This is a genomic window from Mesorhizobium sp. BHscii, from assembly GCF_053848065.1.
The window spans coordinates 360,297-384,167 of sequence record NZ_JBSPKW010000002.1 but is presented as its reverse complement, the minus strand read 5'-3'; the positions used below and the strand labels follow the sequence as shown (position 1 = coordinate 384,167).

Below are 23,871 nucleotides of genomic sequence, written 5' to 3'. Positions count from 1 at the left end.
TGGAGAACACCGAGTCAGCCTCATTGCCCAATAGGTGGCAGGGGCTTAGGTTTGGGATGGTGTGGTTTCTTCCAAAACGTCGCAAAGCCAAACGCCGTGCGAAATACCCTCGCGGGAAGAAATCAGCAGTTCAACCGGAACATGCAGCTGTCGGCTGGAGCATGGCGCTGAAGGCATTGCGCTATCAGCAGTAGACCTCAGCGAGGGAAAAGAACCTCACCCATTCCAAGCACCGCGTTGTCACCGCCATATTTCTGCGGCGCCTTGCCCAGAAGCGGCCGTTTCAAAATACCCTCGGCGATCAGATGGCGATCGACGATGGCGGCGAAGACACTCACTGGCGCGCCGCATTCGACGAAGCTCGGCGACAGGCTTTTCGGCGCGCGATCGAGAAGGATCGAACCGCGACGCATCAGATAGCCCGGCATCTCGCCGGTGCCGCCAGCCACCACCAGCGTGCCGGCGATCATGCGGCTGCCGGCATGGTCGCCTGAGCCTTTCAGCACCGCGACCAGGCCGCGCCGCATGCGGTCGGCGGAAAAAGCGCCGGCTTTGCCCCTGACGATCAGCACGCCGCCATTCATGCCGGCCAGTTCCCCGGCGAGCGGCGCCCCAAGGTGATCACCGGCGTTGCCTGTTATTTCAAGCCTGCCGCCGCGCATGCCGGAGCCGGCATGCGGACCGGCATTGCCTTCGACCGTGAGTTTGCCGCCGCGCATGGCACGCCCGGCCTGGGCGCCGGCATTACCGACGACGCGAACCGAACCGCCCCGCATGCCCTCCGCCACGCGGTCGAGGCGCGCGCTTCCACCTTCGAACACGATGTCCAGCGGATCGTTGCCGGCGAGGCGAAAGATATCGCCGACCTTCGATCCATGCTTCGACATGCCGATCTGGACTTTTTCGATATCGCGCCTTTCCATCCCGGCAAGCCGCTCCGGCGTCAGCGGCGACAGGTCAAGGCGCTCGGGCGGCTCGGCGACAAGGGTGAAGGTCAGCGCCTTCATGGCAGCATATCCTTCAGCGAATAGATGAACTTGCCGAGCTTGCCGCCGTAATTGCCGGCGCTTATGCGAACCGCGCCTCGCTTCGGCCCAAGCTCGATGACGGCCTTGATGCCGGCCTTCATCGCGGCGGCAACGGCATCGTTGGTCTCGCCGTCGATGACGATTTCCAGGACGGCGTTGATGTCGGGCCCGAGCTCACTCCTGACAACACCGCGCAGTGTCGGCGCGTAGGCTTCGTTGGCCGAGGCGATCATGCCCTTGTATTTACCACCGATCTTGGAACCCGAACGGGCGATGCCGCCCGGAAACGGCACGATCGCGCCGGGCACCAGGCCTATCGCGGCAACGGCGGCCTCGGCAGCAACCAAGGCCTTGGCGCTGCTTTCAGCCATGACGAAGAAATTGCCGCCGCCGACGGCACCCTTCGTCAACCCGGTCGTTGCTTCGCACAGGAATTCGCCATCCATGACGGGAACGCGCCAAAAATGCCTGCCGCCGATTTTCTTGGAGATCTGCCAGCCGTCGCCGAAATAGCGCAGCGCCGAACCGAGCTTCAACTCGGCGCTGCCCTCCAGTCCGGCGAAGCAGGCCGAACCCGGCGAGGTCAAGACACACTGGCCGACGCGATTGAGCAGTTGTTTCTGCAGCTCGTCTGTTCCCATCGCGAAAATCATCACGCGGCAGCCGGGCCGGCCATCCGGTGTGGCCGATGGCGGCAGTTCGATATCGATTGCCGCTTCGCAGCCGCAGCCGATCACCGAGGTGGCAAAGCCGGTCATCGTGATCGCCGCCTGGCGCGCCCATTTCCGGTTCGGCGCGGTGATGATGATGGCGGTTGCGCGCATGCCGAAGGCCTCGGCAAAGGTATCGTCGATCGTTATGCCATTTACGCTCACATTCGGCATGCAACCTCGCCGAACGGCTGTTCGCGCGCTATCGCGGAATCCGGGAAATTGAACCAGTCCAGCGACAGGCCGTAACGCTGCTGGTGATAGTCCTCCAGCCGCCGCACCATCGCCTTGTCCGGCGAGGGATTGAGCCTGAGCGCCTTGCCCCAACGGTAATGGGTGATCTCCCCATCTTGCACGACGAGATCGCCATCCTTGAAGACATACGCCGCCTGCCCCAGCATTTTCGCAATATTCTCGTCCCTGCGGTAGACGGCGATGTCGGCTGTGACGCCGACGCCGAGATGGCCCCGATCCGTCAGCCCGAGCAGCTTGGCTGGGGCCGCGCGCGTCATGATGGCAATTTCCTCGAACGTGTATTCACGGTCGATCGCGGCCAGGGTGGACAGCGCCATGGCGGATTTTGGAAGTTCGGCAATCATTTCGGCGCGCGCTTCCCGGCTCATCAGCAGCTCGAACAGAGCCGGGTAGACGGTAAAGGGCGCGCCATTGGGATGATCGGTGGTGAAGAAGACACGCCACGGATCGTCGATCAGGAGAAAAAGCTCGAGCCCGATCGCCCACTGCATCGTGCCATAGAAATCCTTGCCATAGCTGTAGGGCACGATGCCGCCGCCATTGCCGTCCCCATCATGAATGACGGATTTCTTCGGGTGGGCACTGCCACGCGCCGAAAACTGCCGCATGACGTCGGAGGAGACAGTGACCGTCTGGCCGAACATTACCTGGCCGATGTCGATGGTGACCTCCGGCGTCGCGTTCACCAATTCGGCTAGACGCGCCGCGGCCGAGGAAAACCTGCGCTTGCCTTCGGTGCCGTAGCCGTAGAACTGGAGATGCGCGAGGTGCAGCGGCAATCCTTCCGCCGCCGCGATCGTCGCGGCCGCCGTATCCGCCGATCCGGGGCTGCCCAGATTGTTGCAATGGACATGCAGAGGATGCGGGACGCCGAGACTGTCGACGGCCGCCTGCAGCGTCTTGACGATCTTGCGCGAGCTGACGCCATAGGAAGGCACGACGTCGTCCAGCGAGAAGGTGCGGACGTTTTCCTTGAAGGCGGCCGCCGCACCGGCGTTGATCACCTTGACCCCAAGCGCCCGCGTCGAGGCGACCGTCCAGGCGACATAGTCTTCGATCATCTTTGAGGGGGCGTCGTCGCGGATCATCGACAGCAGGAAATCGTCGTTGCCGAGAATGGCGAGCGTCGCCTTGTCGATGATCGGGATGTCGGCCAGTTCGAGGTGGGTGTGAAGTGCGGCTCCCGGCGACATCGCCGGCTCGACGACCGTCGTGAAACCCATTTTGGCGTAGAGGCAGCCCGTCTGGAAGGTCGACCAGCCCGCGTTGGAGAGCGGCGTCGTCGCCGGCCGCGCCTGATGCGCGGCATGCTGCTCGGGCAACAGCAGCCGTGCCGTATTCACGTTGCCGCCGCCGATGTGGGAATGGATGTCGATGGCGCCCGCCATCACGATGCAGCCGGCAGCGTCGATGGTCCGGTCAGCAGCGCCCCCCGCCGGCGCCGCAACGATCTTGTCGTCCCTGATCCAGAGGTCGCCCTTGCCGAGACGGCCGTTGACCGGATCGATGATGTCGCCGCCCGAGATTTTCGTCAGCATGGCAACGCGGCCTCGGCGGAGACATGACTGGCGACCAGGCGGATAACAGTTGCAGCGGAGGGCAGTTCCGACGCCGCTCGCACATCGACCGACCTTAGCGAACCGGTGCGGCTGGAATAGACCACCGCCTCGTGATCGACGCCCGCTTCGCCAATGGCGATGGTGACTGCAGCACCCGCGATCGGCTCCTGCGTTTTCGCCAGCACAATCAGCGCCATGCGGTTCTTTTTCTTCTGCGGCTGGACAATTGAGGAAGAGATCCGCAGGTGCAGGTCGGCTTCGCCGGCAGCGATCATGCGCGCGACATCGTAACGCCAGGGGTCGAATTCCGGGAAGCCGCGCGCAAAGCCGGTGCGCAACGGGAAACCCGTCATCCAGGTCGAGGCGAGCGCGCTTCCCCAGCCGTTTTCGTTCGCCGGCAGATGAAGGCCGGATGCGCGTGACTTGCGGTTGAGATCGGCGATCAGTCCTTGCAGCATCTCCAGCGCCAGCCCTTCGGTTGCGTCGCCTGAAAACAGGAAGACGGGAAAATGCGCAGCCTCCAGGGCTTTGGCGAAATCGTCGAAATTCGACACCGGTTGCGATGTCCGACGCCCCCTGCACTGCGCCCTCAGCGCCGCCAGCGTCGCGCCGAGGCTTGCCTCGCCGCAGGAAAGGAGCGTCGCCGTCCGCCCGTTGTTCAGCGGCGGAGCAGACGCCCCTTTCGATCCGACCAGAAAGATTTCGCGCTGATTCTTGGCCGAGAGATCGGGAACCGTCTCAGCAAGCTCGCCGACAAATTCATGATGGATTTGCGGGAGTTCGCCCACAATCACCACGACATCGGCGCGCCGGCGCGTCTCGCCGGGCGCGACGGTCATCGCGCCCTTATCGGTAAAAAGCGCGGTCTCCCGCGAAAGTGCCGCGCCATCGGCGGCATGATCGTATGCCGCGCCAACCCGCTCAGCCAGCGCGATCGCCGCCCTGGTGCCGTGTATATCCGTATCCAAGCTGAAAACCGGGCACCGGCTCGACCCCAACAGCGCGGCGGCATGTGCAGCCGCGCGCTCGACCAGCGTTTCCCGGTTGCCGATCCAAGCAACCGCCATCCACTAAGCTACTTTCTGGTGCCGGCTCGATCCTAGACGAAACTGGATTGGCCGTGAACCCCGCCTGCCAGCAGATTAGCGAATGTTTTCATACGCTATCTACAAATTCCGATCGCGCTAATCATATTTGATGTAAGCGAAGCGCTGATCGGTCGGCGGAGTGCCTTCCAGCGCGCCGCCTTCCTTGGCCGGCTGCCACTGGACGACATCCTCGATCTTTTTGGCCAATTCGAAGTCTTTGTCGGTGATCCCCTTCGCTGCGTGGTTCATCAGGCGCACCTCGACCCAGGCATAGGAGGCGGTGATGTCGGGATGGTGCCACGCCGCCTCGGCGAGATGGCCGACCGTGTTGATGACCATAAGTGTCGATTTCCAGCTGTGGGTCTTGTACTTGCGCCGGATCCAGCCGTTCTCGTAGCGCCATTTCGGCAGCTCCTTCTCGAGCCGCTCAGCAATCTCGGCTTCCGAATAGACCTTTTCCTTAGCTGTCTCGCTCATCTCGATCTCCGCGAACTGCCCGGTCTGTCATGCCGGGACCAAAACAGATAAAACGAATGCACTCTCTCCGGCTTGCCCCTTCGACGAAAACAGCTATCATGGTGACGGGCACCTAAACTTCCATGATGCGTCTATGATGCACCCATCGGGGGGTAGATGTCGAATTCTGTTACCATACGAGTGCCCGCCCGCCTGCACCTTGGCTTCCTCGATCTCAATGGCGATACCGGCCGCCGCTTTGGCAGCGTCGGGCTACCATTAAGCGAACCCGAAACCGTCGTCACTCTGTCGCGGTCCAGCGAGACCATCGTCGAAGGCACCGAAAGCCGTCGCGCCAGCGAGCATTTGTCGACGCTCTGCAGCCATCTCGGCATTCGCGGCCAGCACCGGCTGGTGGTCGAACAGTCGATCCCGAGCCATGCCGGCCTGGGCTCCGGCACGCAGATCGCCCTTGCCGTCGCCTCGGCGCTGCGCACGCTCCACAAATTACCTCTCGATATCGGCGGCGACGCGACCCTGCTCGAGCGCGGCGGCCGATCCGGCATCGGCATCGCCAGTTTCGAACGCGGTGGTGTCATTGTCGACGCCGGCAAGGACGACAGCGGCAGGCCGCCGCCGGTCGTGGCGCGCCTGCCGTTCCCGGAAGAGTGGCGCGTCATCATGATCCTCGACCACGGCGGCCATGGACTGCATGGCGATGCCGAGATCGCGGCGTTTCGTTCGCTGCCGCCGTTTCCGGCGGCCGGCAGCGGCGAGATCTGCCGGCGGGTGCTGATGGGCATTATGCCGGCTTTGATCGAGCACGACCTTCCAGCCTTCGGCGCCGCCGTCGCCGCGATCCAAATGCTGATCGGCACCCATTTTGCCCCGGCGCAAGGCGGCGTGTTCACCTCCAAGCGGGTCGAGAGGGTGGCCCACGGTCTCAATGAAGCAGGCGCCGTCGGCATCGGCCAAAGCTCGTGGGGACCAACAGGATTTGCCTTCGCCCCATCGCAAGACGCCGCAGTCAGCTTCGTCAGCGCGGTTCAGCAGAAAGTTGAAAACGGCATCCAGATCAAGATCGTCAAGGGCAGGAATTCCGGCGCGAAGATCAGTTCGACCAAACTTGATCTCGTCGGCAGCTGACGGCTCGGCAACGCGATCACTTTCAAGCAGAAAGGCGAGAAATGGCCCGTAAACATATCCTGCACATGCTGACGCCGTTGAAGCATATGAGCCCTTTCGACGTGAACATGGCGCTCGACGCAGGCTTCGACGCCGTCGTCCCCTATGTCGATGTAAGCCTTGGCGAGGTGACAGGCCTCGTGCAGGACGCGATCTTTTCGCGCCCGCCCGATGCGGGCGTCGATACCGGCATCTTCATCGCCGGGAAGGACGCCTCGCTGGCGCTCGACATGTTCGACGCAGCGCGAAGAGCGATGGTGCCGCCTTTCCAGGTTTCGGTATTCGCCGATCCGGCCGGCTCATTCACCACGGCCGCGGCGATGGTGGCCAAGGTCGAGAAAGCGCTGGAGAAGAAATTCGAGCGCGGACTGAAAGACACGAGGATCGCTGTTTTCGGCGCCACCGGCGTCGTTGGCTTCTGCACCGCCGTCATCGCCGCCAGGGAAGGCGCCCGGGTCACGCTTGTCGGTCATGACGGAATCGAAAGGGTCGAGCAGATCGCGGCCGAGATCAAAAGTCGATTCAACATCGCCGTAGATGCGGCTGACGGATCGAGCGACGCCCGCAAAACGAAGCTGGTCGAGGCGAGCGAGGTGATCCTGGCGTGCGCCAAGGCTGGCGTCCAGGTGGTTTCGAAAGCCCAGTTGAAAGGCAATGGTCTGCTTATTGCCGCCGACGTCAATGCGGTTCCGCCGGCCGGCATCGAAGGCGTGGCCGTCAATGCCAATGGCGATCCGCTCGAAGCGGCAAAAGCTGTCGGCATTGGTCCGCTTGCCATCGGCAACGTGAAATACAAGGTCGAATTCGGCCTCTTCAAAAGAATGATCGAATCCGAAAAAACCATCACGCTGGATTTCCAGGAAGCATTTTCCCTTGCACGCGAAACCGCCAAATAATGCCGGATCTCTCCTGATCGCGGCGATTTCAGGCCGGGCGCTGGCTGCCGCTGCGCGTCGCGCCGGCTATCGTCCGCTGGTCGCCGATTTCTTTTGCGACACCGACACGGTCGCGCTCGCCGAACGCGCGACGATGCTGCCGGGCGACCTACAGGGCGGCATCGACAGCGAGCGCATCATTGAGACGCTTCGGCAACTGTCTGGAGACGACCAGCCGGTCGCCATTGTCCTGGGCTCGGGCTTCGAGCGGATGACGGAGACCGTAGACGAGGTCGCGCGCCATTTTCCGCTCGCCGGCAATAGCGGCGCCGCGATCCGCAGGATCAAGGACCCGCAATTGCTGGCCGCCGATTGCGCCGAGCTCGGCATCCCGCATCCGGAATTCCGATGGGACCGGCCGCCTGATCCGGAGAACTGGGTGGTCAAGACGGCGGGCGGCGCCGGCGGCACGCATATCAGACGGGCCGCCGGAGAAGCCCCGGTATTGAGGAGTCAGGCTCCTGGCGGCCGCTATTTCCAGCGTTTCGTTGCCGGCCGCAGCATCTCGGCCCTGTTCGTCGGCGACGGCCAAAGCGCTGATATCGTCGGCTTCAGCCAACAATGGGCGTCGCCTGCCCCGGCAGCGCCCTATCGCTATGGCGGCGCCGTGCGGTTGAGACGCTTCGATCGCAGGCAGGCGGCGATGATCCGCGGCTGGCTTTCAGCTCTGGTGCGCCGCGCCGGCCTGGTTGGATTGTGCAGCGCCGATCTCATTCGCGGACCGGATGGCTACAAGCTCATCGAGATCAATCCGAGGCCAGGCGCCACGCTCGACATTTTCGACGATGCCGACGCGCCTCTGATCGAAGCGCATCTGCGCGCCGCGGCAGGCAGGGCCTGCCGCCTGCCGCGCTTCGTCGATTCGATGGCATCGATGGTGACCTACGCCGCGACGCCGATCGCCCAGTTTCCATCGGTTGCCTGGCCTGAATGGACTGCCGACCATCAGTCGCCCGGCACCCGTCTGATCGCTGGCGATCCTGTCTGCACCATCTTCGCGCGCGGTCCGAGCGCCGATTTGACCAGGCGGCTCATCAAGGCACAAGCCAGCCGATTGCAACACCAGTGGGAAGGAGACCGGACATGAAAGACGGTTCGGCATTCCTGAATGACAATGCGCAGCGCATCATCGACGGCATGATCGGCGACGCCGAACGCCTGCGTATCGCCGTTTCCACCGGGCCATTGGGCGAGTGCCTGATCGATGCCGGCGCCAAGGCCTCTGGCGGCGTCGAGGCCGGGCTGCGCATGGCGGAAGCCGCGATGGGCGGTCTCGGCAGCGTTTCGGTCTGTATGGACCGCGCGTCGCAGAAATGGCCGCTCACCGTCGAAGTGCGGTCTTCGCAGCCGGTGCTTGCCTGCCTGGGCAGCCAGTATGCGGGCTGGAACCTGTCGAGCCAGGATTATTTCGCCATGGGATCGGGACCGGCGCGGGCGCTCGCCCGCGTCGAACCGCTGTTCGAAGCTCTTTCCTATCGCGACACCGCCTCATCCGCCGTGCTTATCCTGGAGACGGCCGAACCGCCGCCCCAAGCGATTGTCGAGAAGGTCGGCAAGGCAACCGGACTGGCAACCGAAAAGCTCACCTTCCTCTACGCGCCGACACAAAGCCTTGCGGGCGGCGTGCAGATCGTTGCGCGCGCGCTCGAGGTTGCCTTGCACAAGACCAACGATCTCAAGTTTCCGCTGGAGAACGTCGTCGACGGCATCGGAACGGCACCTGTCCCCGCCCCCCATCCGGATTTCCTGACCGCCATGGGCAGAACCAACGACGCCATCATCTATGGCGGCAGCGTCCAGCTCTTCGTAAAGGGCACGTCGAAAGACGCCAGGGAGCTCGCCGAGCAACTGCCGAGCCGCGCCTCGCGGGACCACGGCCACCCCTTTGCCGAGGTCTTCAAGCGGTTCAAGGGCGATTTCTATGCCATCGATCCGCTGCTGTTCAGCCCGGCCGAAGTGATCGTCACGGCCATCGAAACCGGCGATACGTTTCGCGCCGGCGAGCGTGATCTGCAGATGCTCGAACGGAGTCTCGGTTAGACCATGGCGCTGCAATGGATTCCTCGTTCATCCGCCTGCCGGGCCGCCCGCTCGCGCCTTCGGTATCCGGTATCCGAGGCGTGACATGATCCCCCGCATCCTGATCGTCAGCGACGTCTCGGACGCCCGCGCCAGGGGCCTGGCGGCAAGGCTGGACCGTAGCGGCGCGGTGGTCGCAACCGTGCCGCTGGCGGCGATCGCGTTCGACACCGGCAGCCCGAGCGGACTGTCGATCCCCGGCTTCGACGGCGCGCTGCCCGACGCCGTGCTGGTCCGTTCGATCGCCGCCGGGTCGTTCGAGGCGGTCACCCGCCGCCTCGGCGTGCTGCACGCATTCGGCAAGCTTTCCATTCCGGTGTGGAATTCCGCACAGGCGATAGAACGCTGCGTCGACAAATCGATGACGACCTTCCTCCTGAAGGATGCCGGCCTGCCGACGCCGCCGACATTCGCGGTCGAGGGACGTGCCATGGCCGAAGCGATCGCCGGACGCGAACTGCCGTTTACGCCGCTGGTGCTGAAGCCGCTCTTCGGCGCACAGGGTCGCGGCATCAGGCTGATCGAAACACTGTCCGATCTCCCCGCCGAGGACGAGGTGAACGGCGTCTACTATCTCCAGCACTACGTGCCGCGTCCCGGCCCTCCTTTCCGCGATTTTCGCGTTTTCGTCTGCGCCGGCGAAGTCCTGGCGATGATGAGCCGGCGTGGCGACGACTGGATCACCAACATCAATCGCGGGGCAGTGCCCGAGTTGGTTTCGGGGCAGGGCGAAACCGAATTAGCGGCGCTGGCAAGAGCCGCCGCTGCCGCTATCGGCGCGGATTTCGCCGGCGTCGATATCGTGCCGGCAACCGACGGCAAGCTGTTCGTGCTGGAGGTCAACAGCATGCCCGCCTGGTCCGGGCTTCAATCGGTCGTCGCGGTGAACATCGCCGATGCGATTGCCGATGCCCTGCTGAAATTCCTGGCTGATCGCACCGAGGCGGCGGCGGCGCGCGCCTACCGCCTTACGGCGCCGGCGAATTCGTGACGAGCCGGTAGCATGGCGCTTTCGCGAGAACGCCTCCGGGTTGCCTACAAGGATTCCTGCCGGATGGAGATTGAGGCGCTGAAGCCCGGCAACGTCCATCTGTTCGCCGACGGGCACGGCATGTCTGCCGCCCAGTTCATGACGAGCGCAGAGGTCTCGTCCGCGCCGCTGACAGATCCTCGCCTGCCGGTCGGACAGCGCATGCTGGAAGCGGTCCGCGCGACACGTCTGGCGGTCGCGACCAACACCAATCTCGGTATCATCCTTCTGGCAGGGCCTCTGCTATGCGCCGCCCAAATGACCGGCGGCAGGCTGCACGACAATCTCGACGCGGTGCTGCGCGCGATGAACATGGACGATACCAGGGCGGTGTTCGAGGCGATCGTCGCGGCCGCGCCGGGCGGCCTTGGCGAGGCCGCGAACGATGTGCGGCAGGAGCCGAAAGTTCATCTGCTCGAAGCCATGCGGGAGGCGGCCGACCGTGACATGATCGCCCGCCAGTATGTTACCGGTTTCGGCGACGTGTTCAGCGTCGGGCTTGCGGCTCTGGAAGCGGCGTTGGCACGCGGGGAAGACGGCATGTGGCCGACGGTGTTCGCCTATATGGCGTTTCTCGCCGGCTTCCCCGACAGTCACGTGGTGCGCAACCATGGCGCTGAAACCGCAAATCAGGCACGGCAAGAAGCCCTTGCCGTTGAAGCGGCGCTGCATGCCAATGGCGACGAGGCGTCACGCATTCGTCTGCTCATGGGGCTCGACCGCCGGCTGAAGGCGGACAACGTTAACCCCGGCACCTCGGCCGACCTGACCGTGGCTACTCTTTTAGTCCACCTCCTCGGCGTTCAGCTTGCATAATCGGAACGTTGGTGGTTGACTTTCAGGAGCGGAAGCTGGGCTTCCGCGGCTATCCAGCCAACCGGTCCGGATGTCCGGGCGCTGCCAACAAGGATAGCTGTCCATCGAGCGCTCGCTCGGTTTGCGGCGTCTTTGGACACCATAACTGTGTCTTGGAGGAAATTGGCATGGCAAAGATCTCGAAAGTAATGGTCGGTGAATCGCTGGTAGGAGACGGCAACGAAGTGGCGCATGTCGACCTGCTCATCGGCCCGCGGGGGAGCGCGGTCGAAACAGCATTTTGCAACGCGCTTACCAACAACAAGGACGGTTTTACCTCCCTTTTGGCGGTGATCGCGCCCAATCTTCAGTGCAAGCCCAACACCGTGATGTTCAACAAGGTCACGATCAAGGGCGCCAAGCAGGCCGTGCAGATGTTCGGCCCGGCCCAGCATGCGGTCGCAAAGGCCGTGCAGGATGCCGTCGCGGAGGACATTATTCCCGCCAATGAGGCGGACGATCTGTTCATCTGCGTCGGCGTTTTCATCCATTGGGACGCCGCTGACGACGCCAAGATCCAGAAATACAATTACGAAGCGACAAAGGAAGCCATCCAGCGCGCGGTCTCGGGGACGCCGACGGCCGCCGAAGCCACGGCCAAGCGGGACCAGGTGAAGCATCCGTTCGCGGCTTAGACAAGAGACAGCCCCGCACAGGTAAAACCCTCCGCTGAGCCGGATGGTCTGTTGCGTCGCCTGAAAAAGCTTGTGGGCCTTTAGAGCATCGGACCCAAAACTGCCCTCGGTCCTGATCCGAGGGTTGAGAACCGGTTATTTGGGAAATCCGATGCTCCAGCAAAGAAATGGAGCGGCGAGACGATCCTCTTGAGAGTCCGCCGCTCTACAAGGCCCAGTTTCCGAGGCCGAAGTCGAGGGCCACGCGAATGTCAGGTGCCAAGCGTTGCAAGGTGCCGGGGCGTGAGCGTGCCGTCATGCAGCGAGGTCGCGACCAGCGCCGCGGCGATACCAAGTGACGAAAGCGCGCGAATGTCAGCCTCGTTGCGTACCCCGCCGGCCGCGATCACGGAGCGGCTTCCAGCCTTCGCCTTGATCGCCACGAGGCGCGTGAAATCGGGACCGGAGGCGGAGCCGACCTTGGCCAATGTCATGCCGATCACCCTTTGCGGCCAGCGCTCCGGCTCGTCGAGAAATGATGCCGGACCGCGAAACCCGTCGTCGAAGAAATCCAGCGACAGGATAAGATCCGGATGATCGCAAAAACGCCGCAACAGCGCTTCGTCCTGCTGCGATTCGGATCCCAGGACTGGGCAAAGCCAGGGTTCGGCAAGTGCTGCCGAAAGTGTTGTCTCGTCGGCGAAGCCGGCATCGACCCAAAGCTCCGGCGGCTCTGCCATCGCCTTCAGCCGGGCAAGCGCGCCGCTGTTTGGCGTTCCCCCTTCGATGGCATCCAGATCGGCGATATAGAAGGTCGGAAAAGGGTGAAGCCCGCGCAGGCCTTCGGCGACGGCGACGACATCGGAACTTTGGCTGAGCGGCGTAACGATCGGCCTGTAGCGATCGCGTTTTCCTTGCTGGGCGCGCACCACTTCGCCGCCTTTCAGGTCGAGAACCGGAATGATACGCAACGCTTTTCTCGCTCACCAATGTCCCTGTCCGAATGTCCCCTGTGATGAAAGCTTGAAGTGTGGAAAAAAGAAAGAGCATCGTTGCCGGCTTTGATATTGGCGGCGCGCATCTGAAGGTGACGCGTGCGGAAGACGGCCGCATCGTCGAGGCAGTAACAATCGCCACGCCGCTTTGGCTAGGGCTCGATACCCTGACCTTGGCATTCGAGGAAACGGCTCCGATTTATGCCGGCGCCGATCTCAACGCATTCACCATGACCGGCGAACTGGCGGACATCTTTCCGTCCCGCGATGCCGGCGTCGCGGCTCTGCTGGATGGGATTTCAACCCGTTTCCCAGGCGAAAAGTTGATCTATGCCGGGCCGTCCGGCTTCGTCGGGGTCGAGCAAGCAACGCGGCTGAGCGCCGATGTCGCCTCCGCCAACTGGCATGCGACAGCGTCGTTGGTGGCAAAGCTCGCCGGCGATGCCCTGTTCGTCGACATGGGCTCGACCACCACCGACATTATCGCCGTCAGGAATGGCGCCGTCGCCAATGGCGGCTACACCGATGCCGGACGGCTTCTGAGCGGCGAACTGGTCTATACCGGCTTCACCAGGACGTTCCTGTTCGGTGTCGCCTCGTCGGCCCCCGTCCGCGGCAGGCTGACACCACTGATGAACGAGTATTTCGCCTCGATCGCCGATGCGCACCGGATCCTGGCGGTGCTCGACGAGAAGGACGACAGGCACGCTTCCGCCGACGGCAAGGAAAAGACCGTCGATGGCTCGATCGCGCGGCTGGCGCGCATGATCGGGCGCGACGCCACCGAGCTGACCCTGCCGGAATGGCATGAAATCGCGCGCTGGTTCAGCGAACAGCAGTTGCGCAGGATCCACGACGCAGCGTCCCTGGTTGTCGGATCCCTGGTTGCCGGGGCCCTTGCCCGGGATGCGCCGATCGTCGGCGCCGGAACCGGCCGCTGGCAGATCAGGCGGCTGGCCGAACGCATGGAACGCCGCTTCGTCGACTTCGCCGAGATCATTCCCGCAGATGACGCCGTTCGCGGCGAAGCCAGCAGCGTGGCGCCTGCGTCAGCGGTGGCGTTGCTGGCGGGATCTCAATTGTAGGCAATATATCATGGCCATCCGATCAATCGGGGAGATGAGATACTGCCCCGGCTTGAAAGATCTCAACCCGCCATGCGTCCAAAATCGGACCGCGCGCAGGGTCACAACAAGGTGGAAAGCTGGCGTTCGGCACCCGCTCGGCGCATGTCCGGGTCGCGCCCCCATTGCCGCCGTTCGATGCGGCTCCGTGACTTCCTGAAAGCTGCCGTTCAGCTTTGTTGCCGACTGTCTAGGGCAGGTGTCGCCCCGTAGGTCAGTTTCCGATGACCGAGGCGTCAGTCACGTCGAAAAGCTTGAGCCTGACGATCAGACCTGCCGCCTCGGGCGCGAAGCGGAACTTGCAATCAAGGCCTTGTGACGTGCCGATCGTCTATGCGCCTTTCAGATAGTGTTCCTTCTGTGAAGGGTAGTAGTCCTCGAACGACGGCAGCGCCTTGCCCTCGCGCGCGGCGACTAGCATGTCGAGATAATACTCCCAGCCCGGGCCGACATCGCCCGCTAGCTTGCGGTCGCTCAGGTGCTGCACGAAGCGCAATTCGGTCTTGTCGTCCGACTGGGTCAACGTCAGCTCGATGCGCCACTCCCCGTGGTCATCCTTCATCACGACGACCAGACGGCGCGGCGCCTCGCATTCCTCGATCGTAACGTCGGTCCATGGCTGGCCCTTCTCATGGACCAGCTGCAGTCGCACGATCCTGCCGGGGCCGGCGTCGCCTTCCCAACGGCCAAACCAGCGCGCTGTGCTCTCGGATTTCGTAACGCTCGTCCAGACGTCATCGACGGGTGCGTGGAACATGCGCGTGAGGATCAGGTCGTTGCCGACAAGGTGGCCGGTGGGCTGGGGATTCATGCTCTATCCTTCTTGCTGTCGTTCAAGCGTTTGGGAGCCTTGGGGGTGTCCCGCCGTGCACGCCTCACGCGATGGACCTCAGTCTCGAGTGCCATGAGCTGGTGCTCCCACCGACTTGGCGCGCGCAACTCGGCGAGAAACGCCTCCAGTTCAGAGAGCGCATCCAGCGTCAGCCGGTACACACGCTCGCGGCCGCTCAACTCGTCGCGGACCAGCCCAGCCTCGCGCAGCACCCGCAGGTGACGGCTGACTGCCGGTCGACTGACCGGGAAGACTTCCGCGATGCGACCTGCATTCACGGGCTGGTCGCGCAGCATCCGCAGGATGTCACGACGAACAGGGTCTGCCAGCGCGTGAGCGGTCGCGTCCATGGAACAACCTGTAACAACTCAGTTACATTTTTGCAAGGTTGCGCCATCGGGCATTGGCGGTTGCGGAGGCGGCGCAAACAGATGGCTCGCTGAGCTGTTTGCACTCTGCACCGGTAAGGCGAACTCACTCGGTCACCTCGCGCAGCACCGAAAACAACGACCACCGCCTACGGAAGGCGGTGGCAGGCGTGATTTGCTCGCTCATCGATACGCTAAAGTTCTGAAACGTGGCTTTTCTATCGCTACCCCGCCTCTTCTTGCAGGCAAGCCGGTGGGGTAACATCAGGCGTCACTTCGCAGAACCTTGAGCACATAAATGGCTTGTTCTGGCGGGCAGCTTCGCGCCTCCAGTCGGTCATTCCGCCGGCCCTCTTCGTCCCCAAGAAGCGGACATCGCTTGTGTCAACGTCACCGGCGTGGATGCGCCATCAGCGATCATACGGCTCGTAAGAGATTATGTCAGGTTAGCTGAACGAAGCAGTCGCTAATCCCTTCGATCGGCATGGACGTCGATGGAGTCAGCACCGGTTGGACGACAATTCGGCAGCCCCCGTTACGCGCACCGCTAGCAACGTGGGTACCACTGCGCGACGAGTGCTTTTCCCCATGGATGCGGTATAGTTTCTTGAGGGTCATCTTGCCGGCGATCGTTGATTGTCCAGTCGCCGACCTCATGATGCTCAACCTGATTGGTCCAATAGCACGTGGTGGCGAGATGACCCAACCTACGAAAGTTGGCCCCAGGCGCATCCTATCGGCCCTTCAGGGCCGTGGTGCACGAGTGGCAACGAAATTACATCTTACTCTTCTCTCCACGTTCTATGTGGCGCGCCAGACGTTATCAAGAAATGCCGATGCAAAGGCGAGACTGGGCAACAAGGCTAAGTGGACTATCGGCCTCCTCAACGAGCGTGATTGGCACGAGTCGTACCATTCCAGTGAGCCGGAGGCTGCTCAATTCCAAGCCGAGGCTCAGAACCTAGAGTGTCCCATACGGGATCCTATGATCACAAAATATTTATCGACAGAATCTCGTACCGACATTGCCATCATCGATGTCGGGGCTGGAGCAATCACCCAAGTTGGGTATACGCATCCAGGTAAGAACATATCCATCACGCCTGTCGACCCCCTCGCTGATCACTATGCTAACGTGCTGCGCAAGAGGGGTGTCAAGCTGCCGTTCCCCACGGTTAAGGGTGACGGCGAGACGCTACTGAGCCAGTTTGCGCGGGCTAGCTTTGACATTGCATATGCGAGAAATTCTCTCGACCACACCTATGACCCAATAGCCACCATCGCGAATATGCTCGAACTTGTCAGAGACGATGGCGTGGTTTTGCTCCGCCATTACCGAAATGAAGCCGAGGGCGGCGAATACGAAGGGCTGCACCAGTGGAACTTCGATTGCAAAGATGACCGGTTCGTCATCTGGAACAAGGACACGCATGTGATTGTTGACAAAGTTCTCGGCCCGAATGCCAAAGTCTCATGTTCCGTTCATCTTGCACGGAAGGGAGAGTGGCGCGACGAAATCCTAGTCATGATAACAAAGCCTGCTTGAACAGCCCTGGGTTAGAGGGAGGCTTTGTTGGTTTGAGTCCTACGCGGCCATGTTGATGGTCTCAAGGGCTGCGTAGTAGTCGTTCGTTCAGAAACGTCTCGATTGGACATGAATGCCGATGATGAACATGAACGCGGCGGATGAACAAAGGTCGGTTGATCGTCTACGCTGACCCAAAACCCGCCGATCTGCTCCCGGCCCCACTCCAGTCATTCATACCGGGCTCAATGACCCGCAAAGGGTCGAGCACCGCCGTTTGAGATCAGCGCCACCGCCATCGTGTACCATGCTAAAATACGTCAGCCTAGAGGCTTACTCTGGTTCGGCGTATTTCGCTCACCCCCGCGCGTCCTCGCCGCTGGCATCCTTGGCTGCCAGGTGATCGCCGACACGCTGCATCAGCCAGTCCCAGGCTTCCTTTTCGCCCTCGCCGGCGGTCTTTTCGATGGCAATCGAAAGGTAGTTGATTTCCGCCTCGATCTTGTCGCGCGGCAGCATGCCGAGCCGGCTGACCAGGATGGCCAGCTCCAGCACCGCCGCCTTGGCGCGGTTGAAGCCGGTGAACGGCGCATGCGTTTCCTCCTGCACCACGCGGCAGAAATGGCGAGGTCGCATAGCATCGTCATCGATGCCTTCAACTTCGAGGACGGAATGCGCGAGCGCCGCCTCCAGCCGCGGCACCGGAAACCCGTCGACCGCAACGGTTGGCCAATGCTTGCGCCCGGTCAGGCAGCCGGCAAAGATACGCACGTCATCGGTGTAATTGGCGATGGCGAACGGCACTTCGGCGAGATTGTCGAGCGTGATCGACGGCCGGAACGGCGCGATGACCCAGCCGTCCTTCTCGGCGATGATGCCGATCGGCGCGATGTGGACATCGCCGGTCTTGCTGACAGTGGTGATGATCGATTCGCGAATGTAGGGCATGGTTTAGCGCTCTTTCTTCGCGCGAAGCGTATGGCCCGCCTCCGCAAGACGGCTGCGGTCGGTTTCAGGAGCCGGCGCGGCAACGCCCCATGCGAGCGGCTCGTCCTGCACATAGCGCTTGCCGAGGCGCCACCCGATCTCGGCCTTCATCAGTTCCGCGCCGAGATAGAACGCATGCGCGCCATCTGCCTCAACGCCAAGCCCGGCAAAGAGTTCGAACGCATCCCTGGAAACTGCATGCCCCTTGCCGTTGAAAACATGAATGCCGTCCTCGGCGGTCATGATGCGGAAGTTGTTGTCGCGCACCTCCGCCGCGAGTGCTGCGATATCCTCGGTCGAGGCCGTAAACGGCTTGCGGTCGTGAACCTGCAGCAGCCCTGGATGGTAACTGCGCGGCAGCGCTCCGTCGTTCTTCGCCGCAAACAGGATGCGGCGGGCAACATCGTGCTCCTCGATCGTTCGCAGCGTGTGCGGGCTGACATGCACGGCAAGCACGTTTCGGATCTGAAGTTCCGAGCAGAGCCCGGCCAGAACCGCGGTAACGCCGGAACTGTCGGCGTCGGTCAATTCGGTGAGATTGCCGGTGCCCATCAGCAGTTCGATGTCGGGCCAGCGCCGCCGCGACTCAATGAAGCGCGCAAGTGAGGCCGCAAAGCCGAAATGGATCGGGTCGAGCACGGGATCGGCGATGAAGGCGACGCCGGCCTTTTGCGCCGCTTCGATGGCCCGGCCGAGCGAATCCAAATCGCCAGGGGTGGACGGGATCAGCACTGGTACGGCCTTGCAATCGAAGGCCAACGGCAGCGTGTTCTCATCGAGGCTGAGAAGATAGTCCGCACCGGCGCGTGCGCCGATCGACAGTTCGTCCGTGCTGGCCGAATCGACACTGACCAGAAATCCCTGTGTCTTCAGCTCGAGCACGGCCTCTTCCAGTAACGGAAACGGTGTTTCCGGCAGGCAGCCGAGATCGATGACGTTGGCACCGGCCGCAGCCAGCGTCCGTGCCCTCGCCACCAGCGCCTCAACCGACAGCATCGGCGCGTCGACGATTTCGGCGAAGATCCGCATGTCGTGACGCGAAAGGTCAGGCGGCTCGCCCGCCCGGCCGAGAAAGGCCGGCAGATCGGCGATCTCGTCAGGCCCGCGTACGAAGGGCACGCCGAAATGGTTCGACAGATGCTCGATGTCGCCGCGATAGCGGCCGGGCAGGATGACGCGGTCGCCGCCGCCTGTCAGGCTGAGCCGCCGCTTGATGATGTCTTCGCTCATCAGCGCGGCGACCTTGACGCCGATGTCGATGATCTCCCACGCAAATTCGGTTTCGCCCAGTCCGGCCAGCAGCCTTTCCAGCCGGACCTTGGCCAGGTGGCCGGTAAGAAAGACCAGCCGCTCAGCCATGGCTTGCGAGTTCGGCGTGGCGCCGTCTGACCGAAGCTTCGAGATCGGCGAGCGACTCGACCACCTGGGTCCGCTCGAAGCTCTTCAGCTGGTTGGTATTCTCCAGGTCGATCCTGCGCGGATAGACCTTGACAAGCCCATGCGGTGCCATGGTTTCGAGTTCCGGCGCGCTGTCGCAAGCAAAGACGATGGCCGGCACCCGGCATTTTCCGGCCTGGGCAAAGACGTTGGTGGCGAGCGTGTCGGAAATGCCGTGCACGCATTTGGCAACCGTGTTGGAACTGGCCGGCGCCACCACCACCGTGTGATAGACACCGTGATAGAATTCGCCGACCGGGATCGCGCTCGCCGTCTTGTCGTGCAGGACGCGCGTCGTCTCCGGGAAATCGAGCTTGAGCTTGTACATGCGCAGCACTTCGTTGGCGGCTTTCGACACAAAGACATCGCAATGCTCTATCTGGTGAATGAGTGCGAAGCTCTCCGTAAAAAAATGACCGGAACCGGTCAAAACCCATGCCCAGCGCGGCGTATGCAGCGTCGCCATCGCCTACCCTGCTTTTCTTGCCGACCGGATCGGAGCCGCGATCCGGATCCCGGGCAGATTGCCCGACGCGAGCAGCGCCCCGGCTTCGGCTGCATCTTTCGGACCGGCGAGATGGAAATCGACACCGTCGGGCAGCATAGCGGCGAAGCCGGCATCGACGATGCCTCTGACTGCCAGGCCGTCGATCGTGTCGCTGCCGAAGAAGGCGCCGGTCTGCTTGATCAGCAGCAGCGTATTCGCGCCGAGCTTGCCGGCAAGCCAGGCGGCAAGGGAATCGGAGGTAATGTCCCAGGACGCTGGAATGTCCGGCGCCGACAGGGCCAATGACGACGGCAGCCACACCGGTACCCTCCCTTCATCCAACGCGCGAACCATTTCTTCCAGCGACCGTGCCGGCGCCAGCCTTTCGTCACGGTCGAGTATGACCTGGCCGAACTGCTCCATGGCGAGGATCGCCATGGCGTGGGCAGCGGTATCGGAAAAATCCATCCGGAACTGCGTCTCACGCACCTGGTCGGCGAAGAGGCCGCCGCCGGGCACGATGACGATAGGCAGCTTGGAACCCGCCAGCGCCGCGATCCAGCTTTCCATTTCCGCCGCATGGACCGTGCTGCCGCCAAGCTTGACGACGGACGGCTTGACGGCGGCTCGCCTGATGGCCTCAGGCCTTTCTTGTCGCGGCTGGGAAGGAGCGATTTGGCCTTTTCGGCCGGCAGGGCCGGAGGCGAGGCCGCGGCCTGCCGCTTGGCGCTTGCGTTCGATCTCGACGCCGACGCCGCCTGGGCCGAGTTCGAGTTTTTCCACCCTTACCGTGACGCGCACGACACGCGGGTTCTCCAGAATGTAGGTCGCCACCTGCTCGGCCAAGGCCTCGCTAAGCTGGACGTGGCCCCGCGCGACGATGGTGCGAATGCCGTCCATGATGATGTCGTAGGAGAACACATGGCGCATGTCTTCGGGATGGTCGGTGACTTGCAGCACGTCGGCGGTCACGTCGAAACGCACCTTCTGTGTATGGCCGTGCTCGAAGCTGTAAGCGCCGATCTGAACCGGCAGGACAAAGTCCCGCACGAAGATCTTGTCGGTGCCCAGTGTCGGGTCGGTGCCCGGCGAATAGCCCCTCGCCGCCAGCAGGCGGTAGTCGACGCTCGACGGGCCGCCGGCCCGGGATTCTTCCGGGACCAACTCGCGGATCTGCGCAACGGCCTCGGCACTGATCGAACCCACGCGGCCGGAGTTGCCGCACAGTGCCCCGCGAAAGCCGAGAAAATCGGGAGCGAAGGGCAGCAGGCGCGGGATATCAGGGGTTTCCAGCGATCCGCTCAGGCCAACAATCAGACCGAGCGATTTGGCTCGATCGATGAAACCCGGGATACGCTCGGGCGGCAGATGGTCGAGCAGCCGCCCGTTTGCCTTGATCGCAGTGTCGACCATGGCGCCATGGAAGCGATGTTTGGCAAGCATCGGCAGAAGCTCGAAATCCGGCGCCAGGTCGGCGAAAAGCACGGCGATCAGTTTCGTTCGCGCGGCGAGCGGCTCGAGCGCCGCCGCGCAGGCGGAGACATTTTCCGACGGGAAAAAGCCTATCTTGACGTAATCGACGCCGGTCGCGGCGATCTCTTCGGCCTTGCCGCGGATCGTCTCCGGCTCCATCGGCAGGTCGCCGCAGACCGCGCTGACCGGCGCCCGGCCGGCGATGAATGAAATCGTCCGGCGGATGGTTTGCGTGGATACCGCGCCCAGCGCCCCCGCCTTCGGATCCTTCAGGTCGACGATGTCGACGCCACCCGAAAGCGCGATCTCCGCCTCGTCGACGCCGGTGACACTGGCCAGCATTCTGGTCATTGGAGGACTTTCTCCGGCATGAGGGACAGGGCGCTCTCGGGTCCGGATACCGAAATCCGCTCAGTTGCGCTTCCGGCCAGCAGGCATGCCACTAAAGCAGACGCGAGAAGTCCACTTTCAGGGTTTGATAAAATTTGCGGGTCAGCTAAGCTCATCACGGGCACCTTGACTTCGCGCCGGTCCGGCAACAATCGGACTTTAGCGCAAGAACGGGTAATTTTATCGATGACGAGCGCGGTGCCGGGCACTCTCGCGGCCTTTTTGTGCTTTTTTTCCCTGACCGTCAACGTTCCGGGCGCGCTGGCCCAGGAAGCGACGGGCAAGCAACCGGCCGCAACGGCCAAGCCGGAAAAAAAGCTGACCGAAATCAAGATAGGCTATTTACGCGCCTATGCGCCGCAGCTCGCTTTGTCGGTGCTCGACGTCCCGCCCCGCGATGAAGGCGTTGCCGGCGGCAATGTCGCGATTGCCGACAACAACACGACCGGCAGCTTCCTCGGCCAGAAATTCAGCCTCGACGTGATCGAGGTAAAGCCGGACGCGGATGTCGTTGCGGCCTTCCAGGAAATGATCGCCAAAGGCGACCGCTACGTAATCGCAGACCTCTCGGTCAAACAATTGCTGTCGATCGCCGATCTTGCCCGCGACAACGGCGTTCTGATCTTTAATGCCGGCGCCACCGACGACAGTCTTCGCGAGGAGGAATGCCGCGCCAACATCTTCCACACCATCCCGACGCGCAGCATGCTGGCCGACGGGCTGGCGCAATATCTGATCTGGAAGCAATGGCGGCGCTGGGTGCTGATCTACGGCTCGCACGAGCGCGACCAGCTTTTTGCCGAGGCCCTGCGCCGGGCGGCGACGCGCTTCGGCGGCGAGATCGTCGGCGAAAAGCTGTTCGAGGATACCGGAACGGCACGGCGGACCGATTCCGGCGTCGTCCAAATCCAGCGGCAGATGCCTGTCTTCACCCAGGATCTGCCGGAGCACGATGTGTTGCTGGTCGCCGACGAAAGCGAGGTGTTCGGCAGCTATGTTCCGTTCCGCACCTGGACTCCGCGGCCGGTCGCCGGCACCGCCGGGCTCACCCCGTCGGCCTGGCATCCGGCCAGCGAGCAATGGGGCGGCACCCAGATCCAGAACCGCTTCGCCAAGGCAAACGGCCGCCGCATGATGTCGAAGGATATGGCGGCATGGACCGCGGTGCGCATCCTCGGCGAGGCGGCGACCCGCACGCAGGGTGCCGACCCGCGCAAGATGGCCGACTTCATCCGCTCCGACGATTTTTCGATCGCCGCGTTCAAGGGGCAGAAACTGACTTTCCGCAAGTGGAACCAGCAGTTGCGGCAGCCGATCTTCCTCGGCGACAACAGGTCGGTCGTCTCGACGTCGCCGCAGGAAGGTTTTTTGCACCAGGTGTCGGAGCTCGATACGCTCGGGGTCGATGAACCCGAAACAAAATGCGTGCTTGAGTAGAACCAATTGGGAGGAATTTCAGTGCAGAGACGAGCTTGCGCACTCGCCATTCTCGCGACCGGCTTCATGGCCTGCCCAGCGTCGGCCTACATGGCCTATGTTTCCAACGAGAAGGACAACACGATGTCCGTCGTCGACACCGCGACGATGCAGGTGGTGAAGACCGTCAATGTCGGGCAACGTCCGCGCGGCATCACCATCTCGCATGACGGCAAGCACATTTATCTCTGCGCCAGCGACGACGATTCGATCGAGGTGATCGACACGGCGTCGCTGGAGATCGTCGATACCTTGCCCTCCGGGCCCGACCCGGAGCTCTTCGTGCTCTCGCCTGACGGCAAGACGCTTTATGTCGCCAATGAGGACGACAATCTCGTCACCGTCATCGACATCGAGAATAAGAAGGTGCTGGCTGAAATTCCGGTCGGTGTCGAACCGGAAGGCATGGGCGTCAGCCCGGACGGAAAGATCATGATCAATACGTCGGAAACGACAAATATGGCGCATTTCATCGATACGTCGACCCACGAGATCACCGACAACGTGCTGGTGGATGCGCGTCCGCGCTTCGTCGAGTTCACCCCCGACGGCAAGCAGGCCTGGGTGAGTGCCGAGATCGGTGGCACTGTTTCGGTGATCGACAATCAAACGCGCGAAGTTGTCCAGAAGATCACCTTCCAGATTGCCGGCCTGAGGGCCGAATCGATCCAGCCGGTTGGTGTGCGCATCACCGCCGACGGCAAGAAAGCCTATGTAGCGCTCGGACCGGCCAACCGCGTCGCGGTGATCAACACGCAGACATACGAGGTCGAGAAATACGTGCTGGTCGGCCAACGCGTCTGGCAGCTCGCTTTCACTCCGGACCAGAAAACCATCATCTCGACCAACGGCGTGTCGAACGACATCACCTTCATCGACGTGGAGACCGACGAGCCGGTGCAGTCGGTGACCGTCGGCGCGCTGCCATGGGGCGTCGTCGTCTCGCCCAATTGAATCAACTCAATTGAATCAAACAGACAGAA

Annotated in this window: 23 protein-coding genes; 11 read left to right on the top strand and 12 right to left on the bottom strand. The window is 62.7% G+C overall.

From position 1 onward, the window contains the following. Positions 1 to 197: 197 nt before the first annotated feature. From ACWTU7_RS04665 to ACWTU7_RS04645, 5 genes are all read right to left on the bottom strand, one after another. Positions 198 to 1,007: a formylmethanofuran dehydrogenase subunit C gene (locus tag ACWTU7_RS04665; protein ID WP_455837721.1), complete on the bottom strand. Its 810-nt coding sequence runs from the start codon at positions 1,005 to 1,007 to the stop codon at positions 198 to 200. Then, positions 1,004 to 1,912 carry a formylmethanofuran--tetrahydromethanopterin N-formyltransferase gene (gene fhcD / locus ACWTU7_RS04660; RefSeq protein WP_455837722.1) on the bottom strand — a complete coding sequence of 303 codons (909 nt, stop codon included), beginning with the start codon at positions 1,910 to 1,912 and terminating at the stop codon, positions 1,004 to 1,006. Before fhcD ends, ACWTU7_RS04665 begins: the two co-directional genes overlap by 4 nt. Next, on the bottom strand, positions 1,900 to 3,531 hold the full coding sequence (locus ACWTU7_RS04655; RefSeq protein WP_455837723.1) for a formylmethanofuran dehydrogenase subunit A: 1,632 nt from the start codon (positions 3,529 to 3,531) through the stop codon (positions 1,900 to 1,902). Before ACWTU7_RS04655 ends, fhcD begins: the two co-directional genes overlap by 13 nt. Next, on the bottom strand, positions 3,525 to 4,619 hold the full coding sequence (locus tag ACWTU7_RS04650) for a tungsten formylmethanofuran dehydrogenase (RefSeq protein ID WP_455837724.1): 1,095 nt from the start codon (positions 4,617 to 4,619) through the stop codon (positions 3,525 to 3,527). Before ACWTU7_RS04650 ends, ACWTU7_RS04655 begins: the two co-directional genes overlap by 7 nt. Before the next feature lie 117 nt (positions 4,620 to 4,736). Beyond that, on the bottom strand, positions 4,737 to 5,117 hold the full coding sequence (locus ACWTU7_RS04645; RefSeq protein ID WP_095518869.1) for a 4a-hydroxytetrahydrobiopterin dehydratase: 381 nt from the start codon (positions 5,115 to 5,117) through the stop codon (positions 4,737 to 4,739). A gap of 156 nt (positions 5,118 to 5,273) precedes the next feature. Between ACWTU7_RS04645 and ACWTU7_RS04640 the strand changes: the two genes are divergently transcribed. The 7 genes from ACWTU7_RS04640 to fae all read left to right on the top strand — a co-directional run bounded on the left by ACWTU7_RS04640 (position 5,274) and on the right by fae (position 11,815). Further along, the gene (locus ACWTU7_RS04640; protein ID WP_455837725.1) at positions 5,274 to 6,242 is read left to right on the top strand and encodes a beta-ribofuranosylaminobenzene 5'-phosphate synthase family protein; all 969 of its coding nucleotides are present in this window, start codon (positions 5,274 to 5,276) and stop codon (positions 6,240 to 6,242) included. 41 nt (positions 6,243 to 6,283) lie between these two features. Further along, positions 6,284 to 7,177 carry an NAD(P)-dependent methylenetetrahydromethanopterin dehydrogenase gene (locus tag ACWTU7_RS04635; protein WP_455837726.1) on the top strand — a complete coding sequence of 298 codons (894 nt, stop codon included), beginning with the start codon at positions 6,284 to 6,286 and terminating at the stop codon, positions 7,175 to 7,177. Then, positions 7,155 to 8,303 (top strand): ATP-grasp domain-containing protein, encoded by a 1,149-nt coding sequence (locus tag ACWTU7_RS04630; protein ID WP_455837727.1) that lies wholly within the window; start codon positions 7,155 to 7,157, stop codon positions 8,301 to 8,303. Before ACWTU7_RS04635 ends, ACWTU7_RS04630 begins: the two co-directional genes overlap by 23 nt. Continuing rightward, a complete protein-coding gene (mch, locus tag ACWTU7_RS04625; protein ID WP_455837728.1) occupies positions 8,300 to 9,256 on the top strand; it encodes a methenyltetrahydromethanopterin cyclohydrolase in 957 nt (318 codons plus the stop codon). The genes ACWTU7_RS04630 and mch overlap by 4 nt, the downstream gene beginning before the upstream one ends. A gap of 85 nt (positions 9,257 to 9,341) precedes the next feature. Continuing rightward, positions 9,342 to 10,286 (top strand): ATP-grasp domain-containing protein, encoded by a 945-nt coding sequence (locus ACWTU7_RS04620; RefSeq protein WP_455837729.1) that lies wholly within the window; start codon positions 9,342 to 9,344, stop codon positions 10,284 to 10,286. A 12-nt stretch (positions 10,287 to 10,298) separates the two neighbouring features. Further along, positions 10,299 to 11,141: a triphosphoribosyl-dephospho-CoA synthase gene (locus ACWTU7_RS04615; RefSeq protein WP_455837730.1), complete on the top strand. Its 843-nt coding sequence runs from the start codon at positions 10,299 to 10,301 to the stop codon at positions 11,139 to 11,141. A 167-nt stretch (positions 11,142 to 11,308) separates the two neighbouring features. Beyond that, positions 11,309 to 11,815 (top strand): formaldehyde-activating enzyme, encoded by a 507-nt coding sequence (gene fae / locus ACWTU7_RS04610; RefSeq protein WP_029350398.1) that lies wholly within the window; start codon positions 11,309 to 11,311, stop codon positions 11,813 to 11,815. A 251-nt stretch (positions 11,816 to 12,066) separates the two neighbouring features. Here the strand turns inward: fae and ACWTU7_RS04605 are convergent, their stop codons facing one another. Beyond that, the gene (locus ACWTU7_RS04605) at positions 12,067 to 12,765 is read right to left on the bottom strand and encodes a HisA/HisF-related TIM barrel protein (protein WP_455837731.1); all 699 of its coding nucleotides are present in this window, start codon (positions 12,763 to 12,765) and stop codon (positions 12,067 to 12,069) included. Positions 12,766 to 12,824: 59 nt separating this feature from the next. Here ACWTU7_RS04605 and ACWTU7_RS04600 point away from each other — a divergent pair, with 59 nt between their 5' ends. Continuing rightward, entirely contained in the window at positions 12,825 to 13,874 is a 1,050-nt protein-coding gene (locus ACWTU7_RS04600) for a hydantoinase/oxoprolinase family protein (RefSeq protein ID WP_455837732.1), read from the top strand. A gap of 370 nt (positions 13,875 to 14,244) precedes the next feature. On the opposite strand, the gene ACWTU7_RS04595 is transcribed toward ACWTU7_RS04600, so the two are convergent. Together ACWTU7_RS04595 and ACWTU7_RS04590 are read right to left on the bottom strand one after the other, a co-directional pair. After that, positions 14,245 to 14,724 (bottom strand): SRPBCC family protein, encoded by a 480-nt coding sequence (locus tag ACWTU7_RS04595; RefSeq protein WP_455837733.1) that lies wholly within the window; start codon positions 14,722 to 14,724, stop codon positions 14,245 to 14,247. Then, entirely contained in the window at positions 14,721 to 15,095 is a 375-nt protein-coding gene (locus ACWTU7_RS04590; RefSeq protein ID WP_455837734.1) for an ArsR/SmtB family transcription factor, read from the bottom strand. The genes ACWTU7_RS04595 and ACWTU7_RS04590 overlap by 4 nt, the downstream gene beginning before the upstream one ends. A gap of 637 nt (positions 15,096 to 15,732) precedes the next feature. Between ACWTU7_RS04590 and ACWTU7_RS04585 the strand changes: the two genes are divergently transcribed. Beyond that, the gene (locus ACWTU7_RS04585) at positions 15,733 to 16,659 is read left to right on the top strand and encodes a class I SAM-dependent methyltransferase (protein ID WP_455837735.1); all 927 of its coding nucleotides are present in this window, start codon (positions 15,733 to 15,735) and stop codon (positions 16,657 to 16,659) included. A 336-nt stretch (positions 16,660 to 16,995) separates the two neighbouring features. On the opposite strand, the gene ACWTU7_RS04580 is transcribed toward ACWTU7_RS04585, so the two are convergent. The 4 genes from ACWTU7_RS04580 to ACWTU7_RS04565 are packed head-to-tail and all read right to left on the bottom strand — an operon-like array spanning position 16,996 to position 21,373. Then, complete coding sequence (locus tag ACWTU7_RS04580) at positions 16,996 to 17,586, bottom strand: DUF447 domain-containing protein (protein ID WP_455837736.1); 591 nt, start codon at positions 17,584 to 17,586, stop codon at positions 16,996 to 16,998. A gap of 3 nt (positions 17,587 to 17,589) precedes the next feature. Further along, complete coding sequence (locus ACWTU7_RS04575; protein WP_455837737.1) at positions 17,590 to 18,984, bottom strand: DUF6513 domain-containing protein; 1,395 nt, start codon at positions 18,982 to 18,984, stop codon at positions 17,590 to 17,592. After that, positions 18,977 to 19,528 (bottom strand): flavoprotein, encoded by a 552-nt coding sequence (locus ACWTU7_RS04570; protein ID WP_455837738.1) that lies wholly within the window; start codon positions 19,526 to 19,528, stop codon positions 18,977 to 18,979. Before ACWTU7_RS04570 ends, ACWTU7_RS04575 begins: the two co-directional genes overlap by 8 nt. A 3-nt stretch (positions 19,529 to 19,531) precedes the next feature. Then, positions 19,532 to 21,373, bottom strand: coding sequence for a (5-formylfuran-3-yl)methyl phosphate synthase (locus tag ACWTU7_RS04565; protein ID WP_455837739.1), 1,842 nt, complete (start codon positions 21,371 to 21,373; stop codon positions 19,532 to 19,534). A 225-nt stretch (positions 21,374 to 21,598) separates the two neighbouring features. Here ACWTU7_RS04565 and ACWTU7_RS04560 point away from each other — a divergent pair, with 225 nt between their 5' ends. Both ACWTU7_RS04560 and ACWTU7_RS04555 read left to right on the top strand, forming a co-directional pair. Beyond that, positions 21,599 to 22,849, top strand: a complete 1,251-nt coding sequence (locus ACWTU7_RS04560; RefSeq protein ID WP_455837740.1) for an ABC transporter substrate-binding protein — start codon at positions 21,599 to 21,601, stop codon at positions 22,847 to 22,849. A gap of 66 nt (positions 22,850 to 22,915) precedes the next feature. Further along, positions 22,916 to 23,842, top strand: coding sequence for a YVTN family beta-propeller repeat protein (locus ACWTU7_RS04555; RefSeq protein WP_455837990.1), 927 nt, complete (start codon positions 22,916 to 22,918; stop codon positions 23,840 to 23,842). Positions 23,843 to 23,871: the final 29 nt, after the last annotated feature.

Excerpts from the sequence above, each read along its gene's own strand:
- ACWTU7_RS04665 (WP_455837721.1), bottom strand. The coding sequence starts at position 1,007 with ATGAAGGCGCTGACCTTCACCCTTGTCGCCGAGCCGCCCGAGCGCCTT.
- fhcD (WP_455837722.1), bottom strand. The coding sequence starts at position 1,912 with ATGCCGAATGTGAGCGTAAATGGCATAACGATCGACGATACCTTTGCC.
- ACWTU7_RS04655 (WP_455837723.1), bottom strand. The coding sequence starts at position 3,531 with ATGCTGACGAAAATCTCGGGCGGCGACATCATCGATCCGGTCAACGGC.
- ACWTU7_RS04650 (WP_455837724.1), bottom strand. The coding sequence starts at position 4,619 with ATGGCGGTTGCTTGGATCGGCAACCGGGAAACGCTGGTCGAGCGCGCG.
- ACWTU7_RS04645 (WP_095518869.1), bottom strand. The coding sequence starts at position 5,117 with ATGAGCGAGACAGCTAAGGAAAAGGTCTATTCGGAAGCCGAGATTGCT.
- ACWTU7_RS04640 (WP_455837725.1), top strand. The coding sequence starts at position 5,274 with ATGTCGAATTCTGTTACCATACGAGTGCCCGCCCGCCTGCACCTTGGC.
- ACWTU7_RS04635 (WP_455837726.1), top strand. The coding sequence starts at position 6,284 with ATGGCCCGTAAACATATCCTGCACATGCTGACGCCGTTGAAGCATATG.
- mch (WP_455837728.1), top strand. The coding sequence starts at position 8,300 with ATGAAAGACGGTTCGGCATTCCTGAATGACAATGCGCAGCGCATCATC.
- ACWTU7_RS04620 (WP_455837729.1), top strand. The coding sequence starts at position 9,342 with ATGATCCCCCGCATCCTGATCGTCAGCGACGTCTCGGACGCCCGCGCC.
- ACWTU7_RS04615 (WP_455837730.1), top strand. The coding sequence starts at position 10,299 with ATGGCGCTTTCGCGAGAACGCCTCCGGGTTGCCTACAAGGATTCCTGC.
- fae (WP_029350398.1), top strand. The coding sequence starts at position 11,309 with ATGGCAAAGATCTCGAAAGTAATGGTCGGTGAATCGCTGGTAGGAGAC.
- ACWTU7_RS04595 (WP_455837733.1), bottom strand. The coding sequence starts at position 14,724 with ATGAATCCCCAGCCCACCGGCCACCTTGTCGGCAACGACCTGATCCTC.
- ACWTU7_RS04590 (WP_455837734.1), bottom strand. The coding sequence starts at position 15,095 with ATGGACGCGACCGCTCACGCGCTGGCAGACCCTGTTCGTCGTGACATC.
- ACWTU7_RS04580 (WP_455837736.1), bottom strand. The coding sequence starts at position 17,586 with ATGCCCTACATTCGCGAATCGATCATCACCACTGTCAGCAAGACCGGC.
- ACWTU7_RS04575 (WP_455837737.1), bottom strand. The coding sequence starts at position 18,984 with ATGGCTGAGCGGCTGGTCTTTCTTACCGGCCACCTGGCCAAGGTCCGG.
- ACWTU7_RS04570 (WP_455837738.1), bottom strand. The coding sequence starts at position 19,528 with ATGGCGACGCTGCATACGCCGCGCTGGGCATGGGTTTTGACCGGTTCC.
- ACWTU7_RS04565 (WP_455837739.1), bottom strand. The coding sequence starts at position 21,373 with ATGACCAGAATGCTGGCCAGTGTCACCGGCGTCGACGAGGCGGAGATC.
- ACWTU7_RS04560 (WP_455837740.1), top strand. The coding sequence starts at position 21,599 with ATGACGAGCGCGGTGCCGGGCACTCTCGCGGCCTTTTTGTGCTTTTTT.
- ACWTU7_RS04555 (WP_455837990.1), top strand. The coding sequence starts at position 22,916 with ATGGCCTGCCCAGCGTCGGCCTACATGGCCTATGTTTCCAACGAGAAG.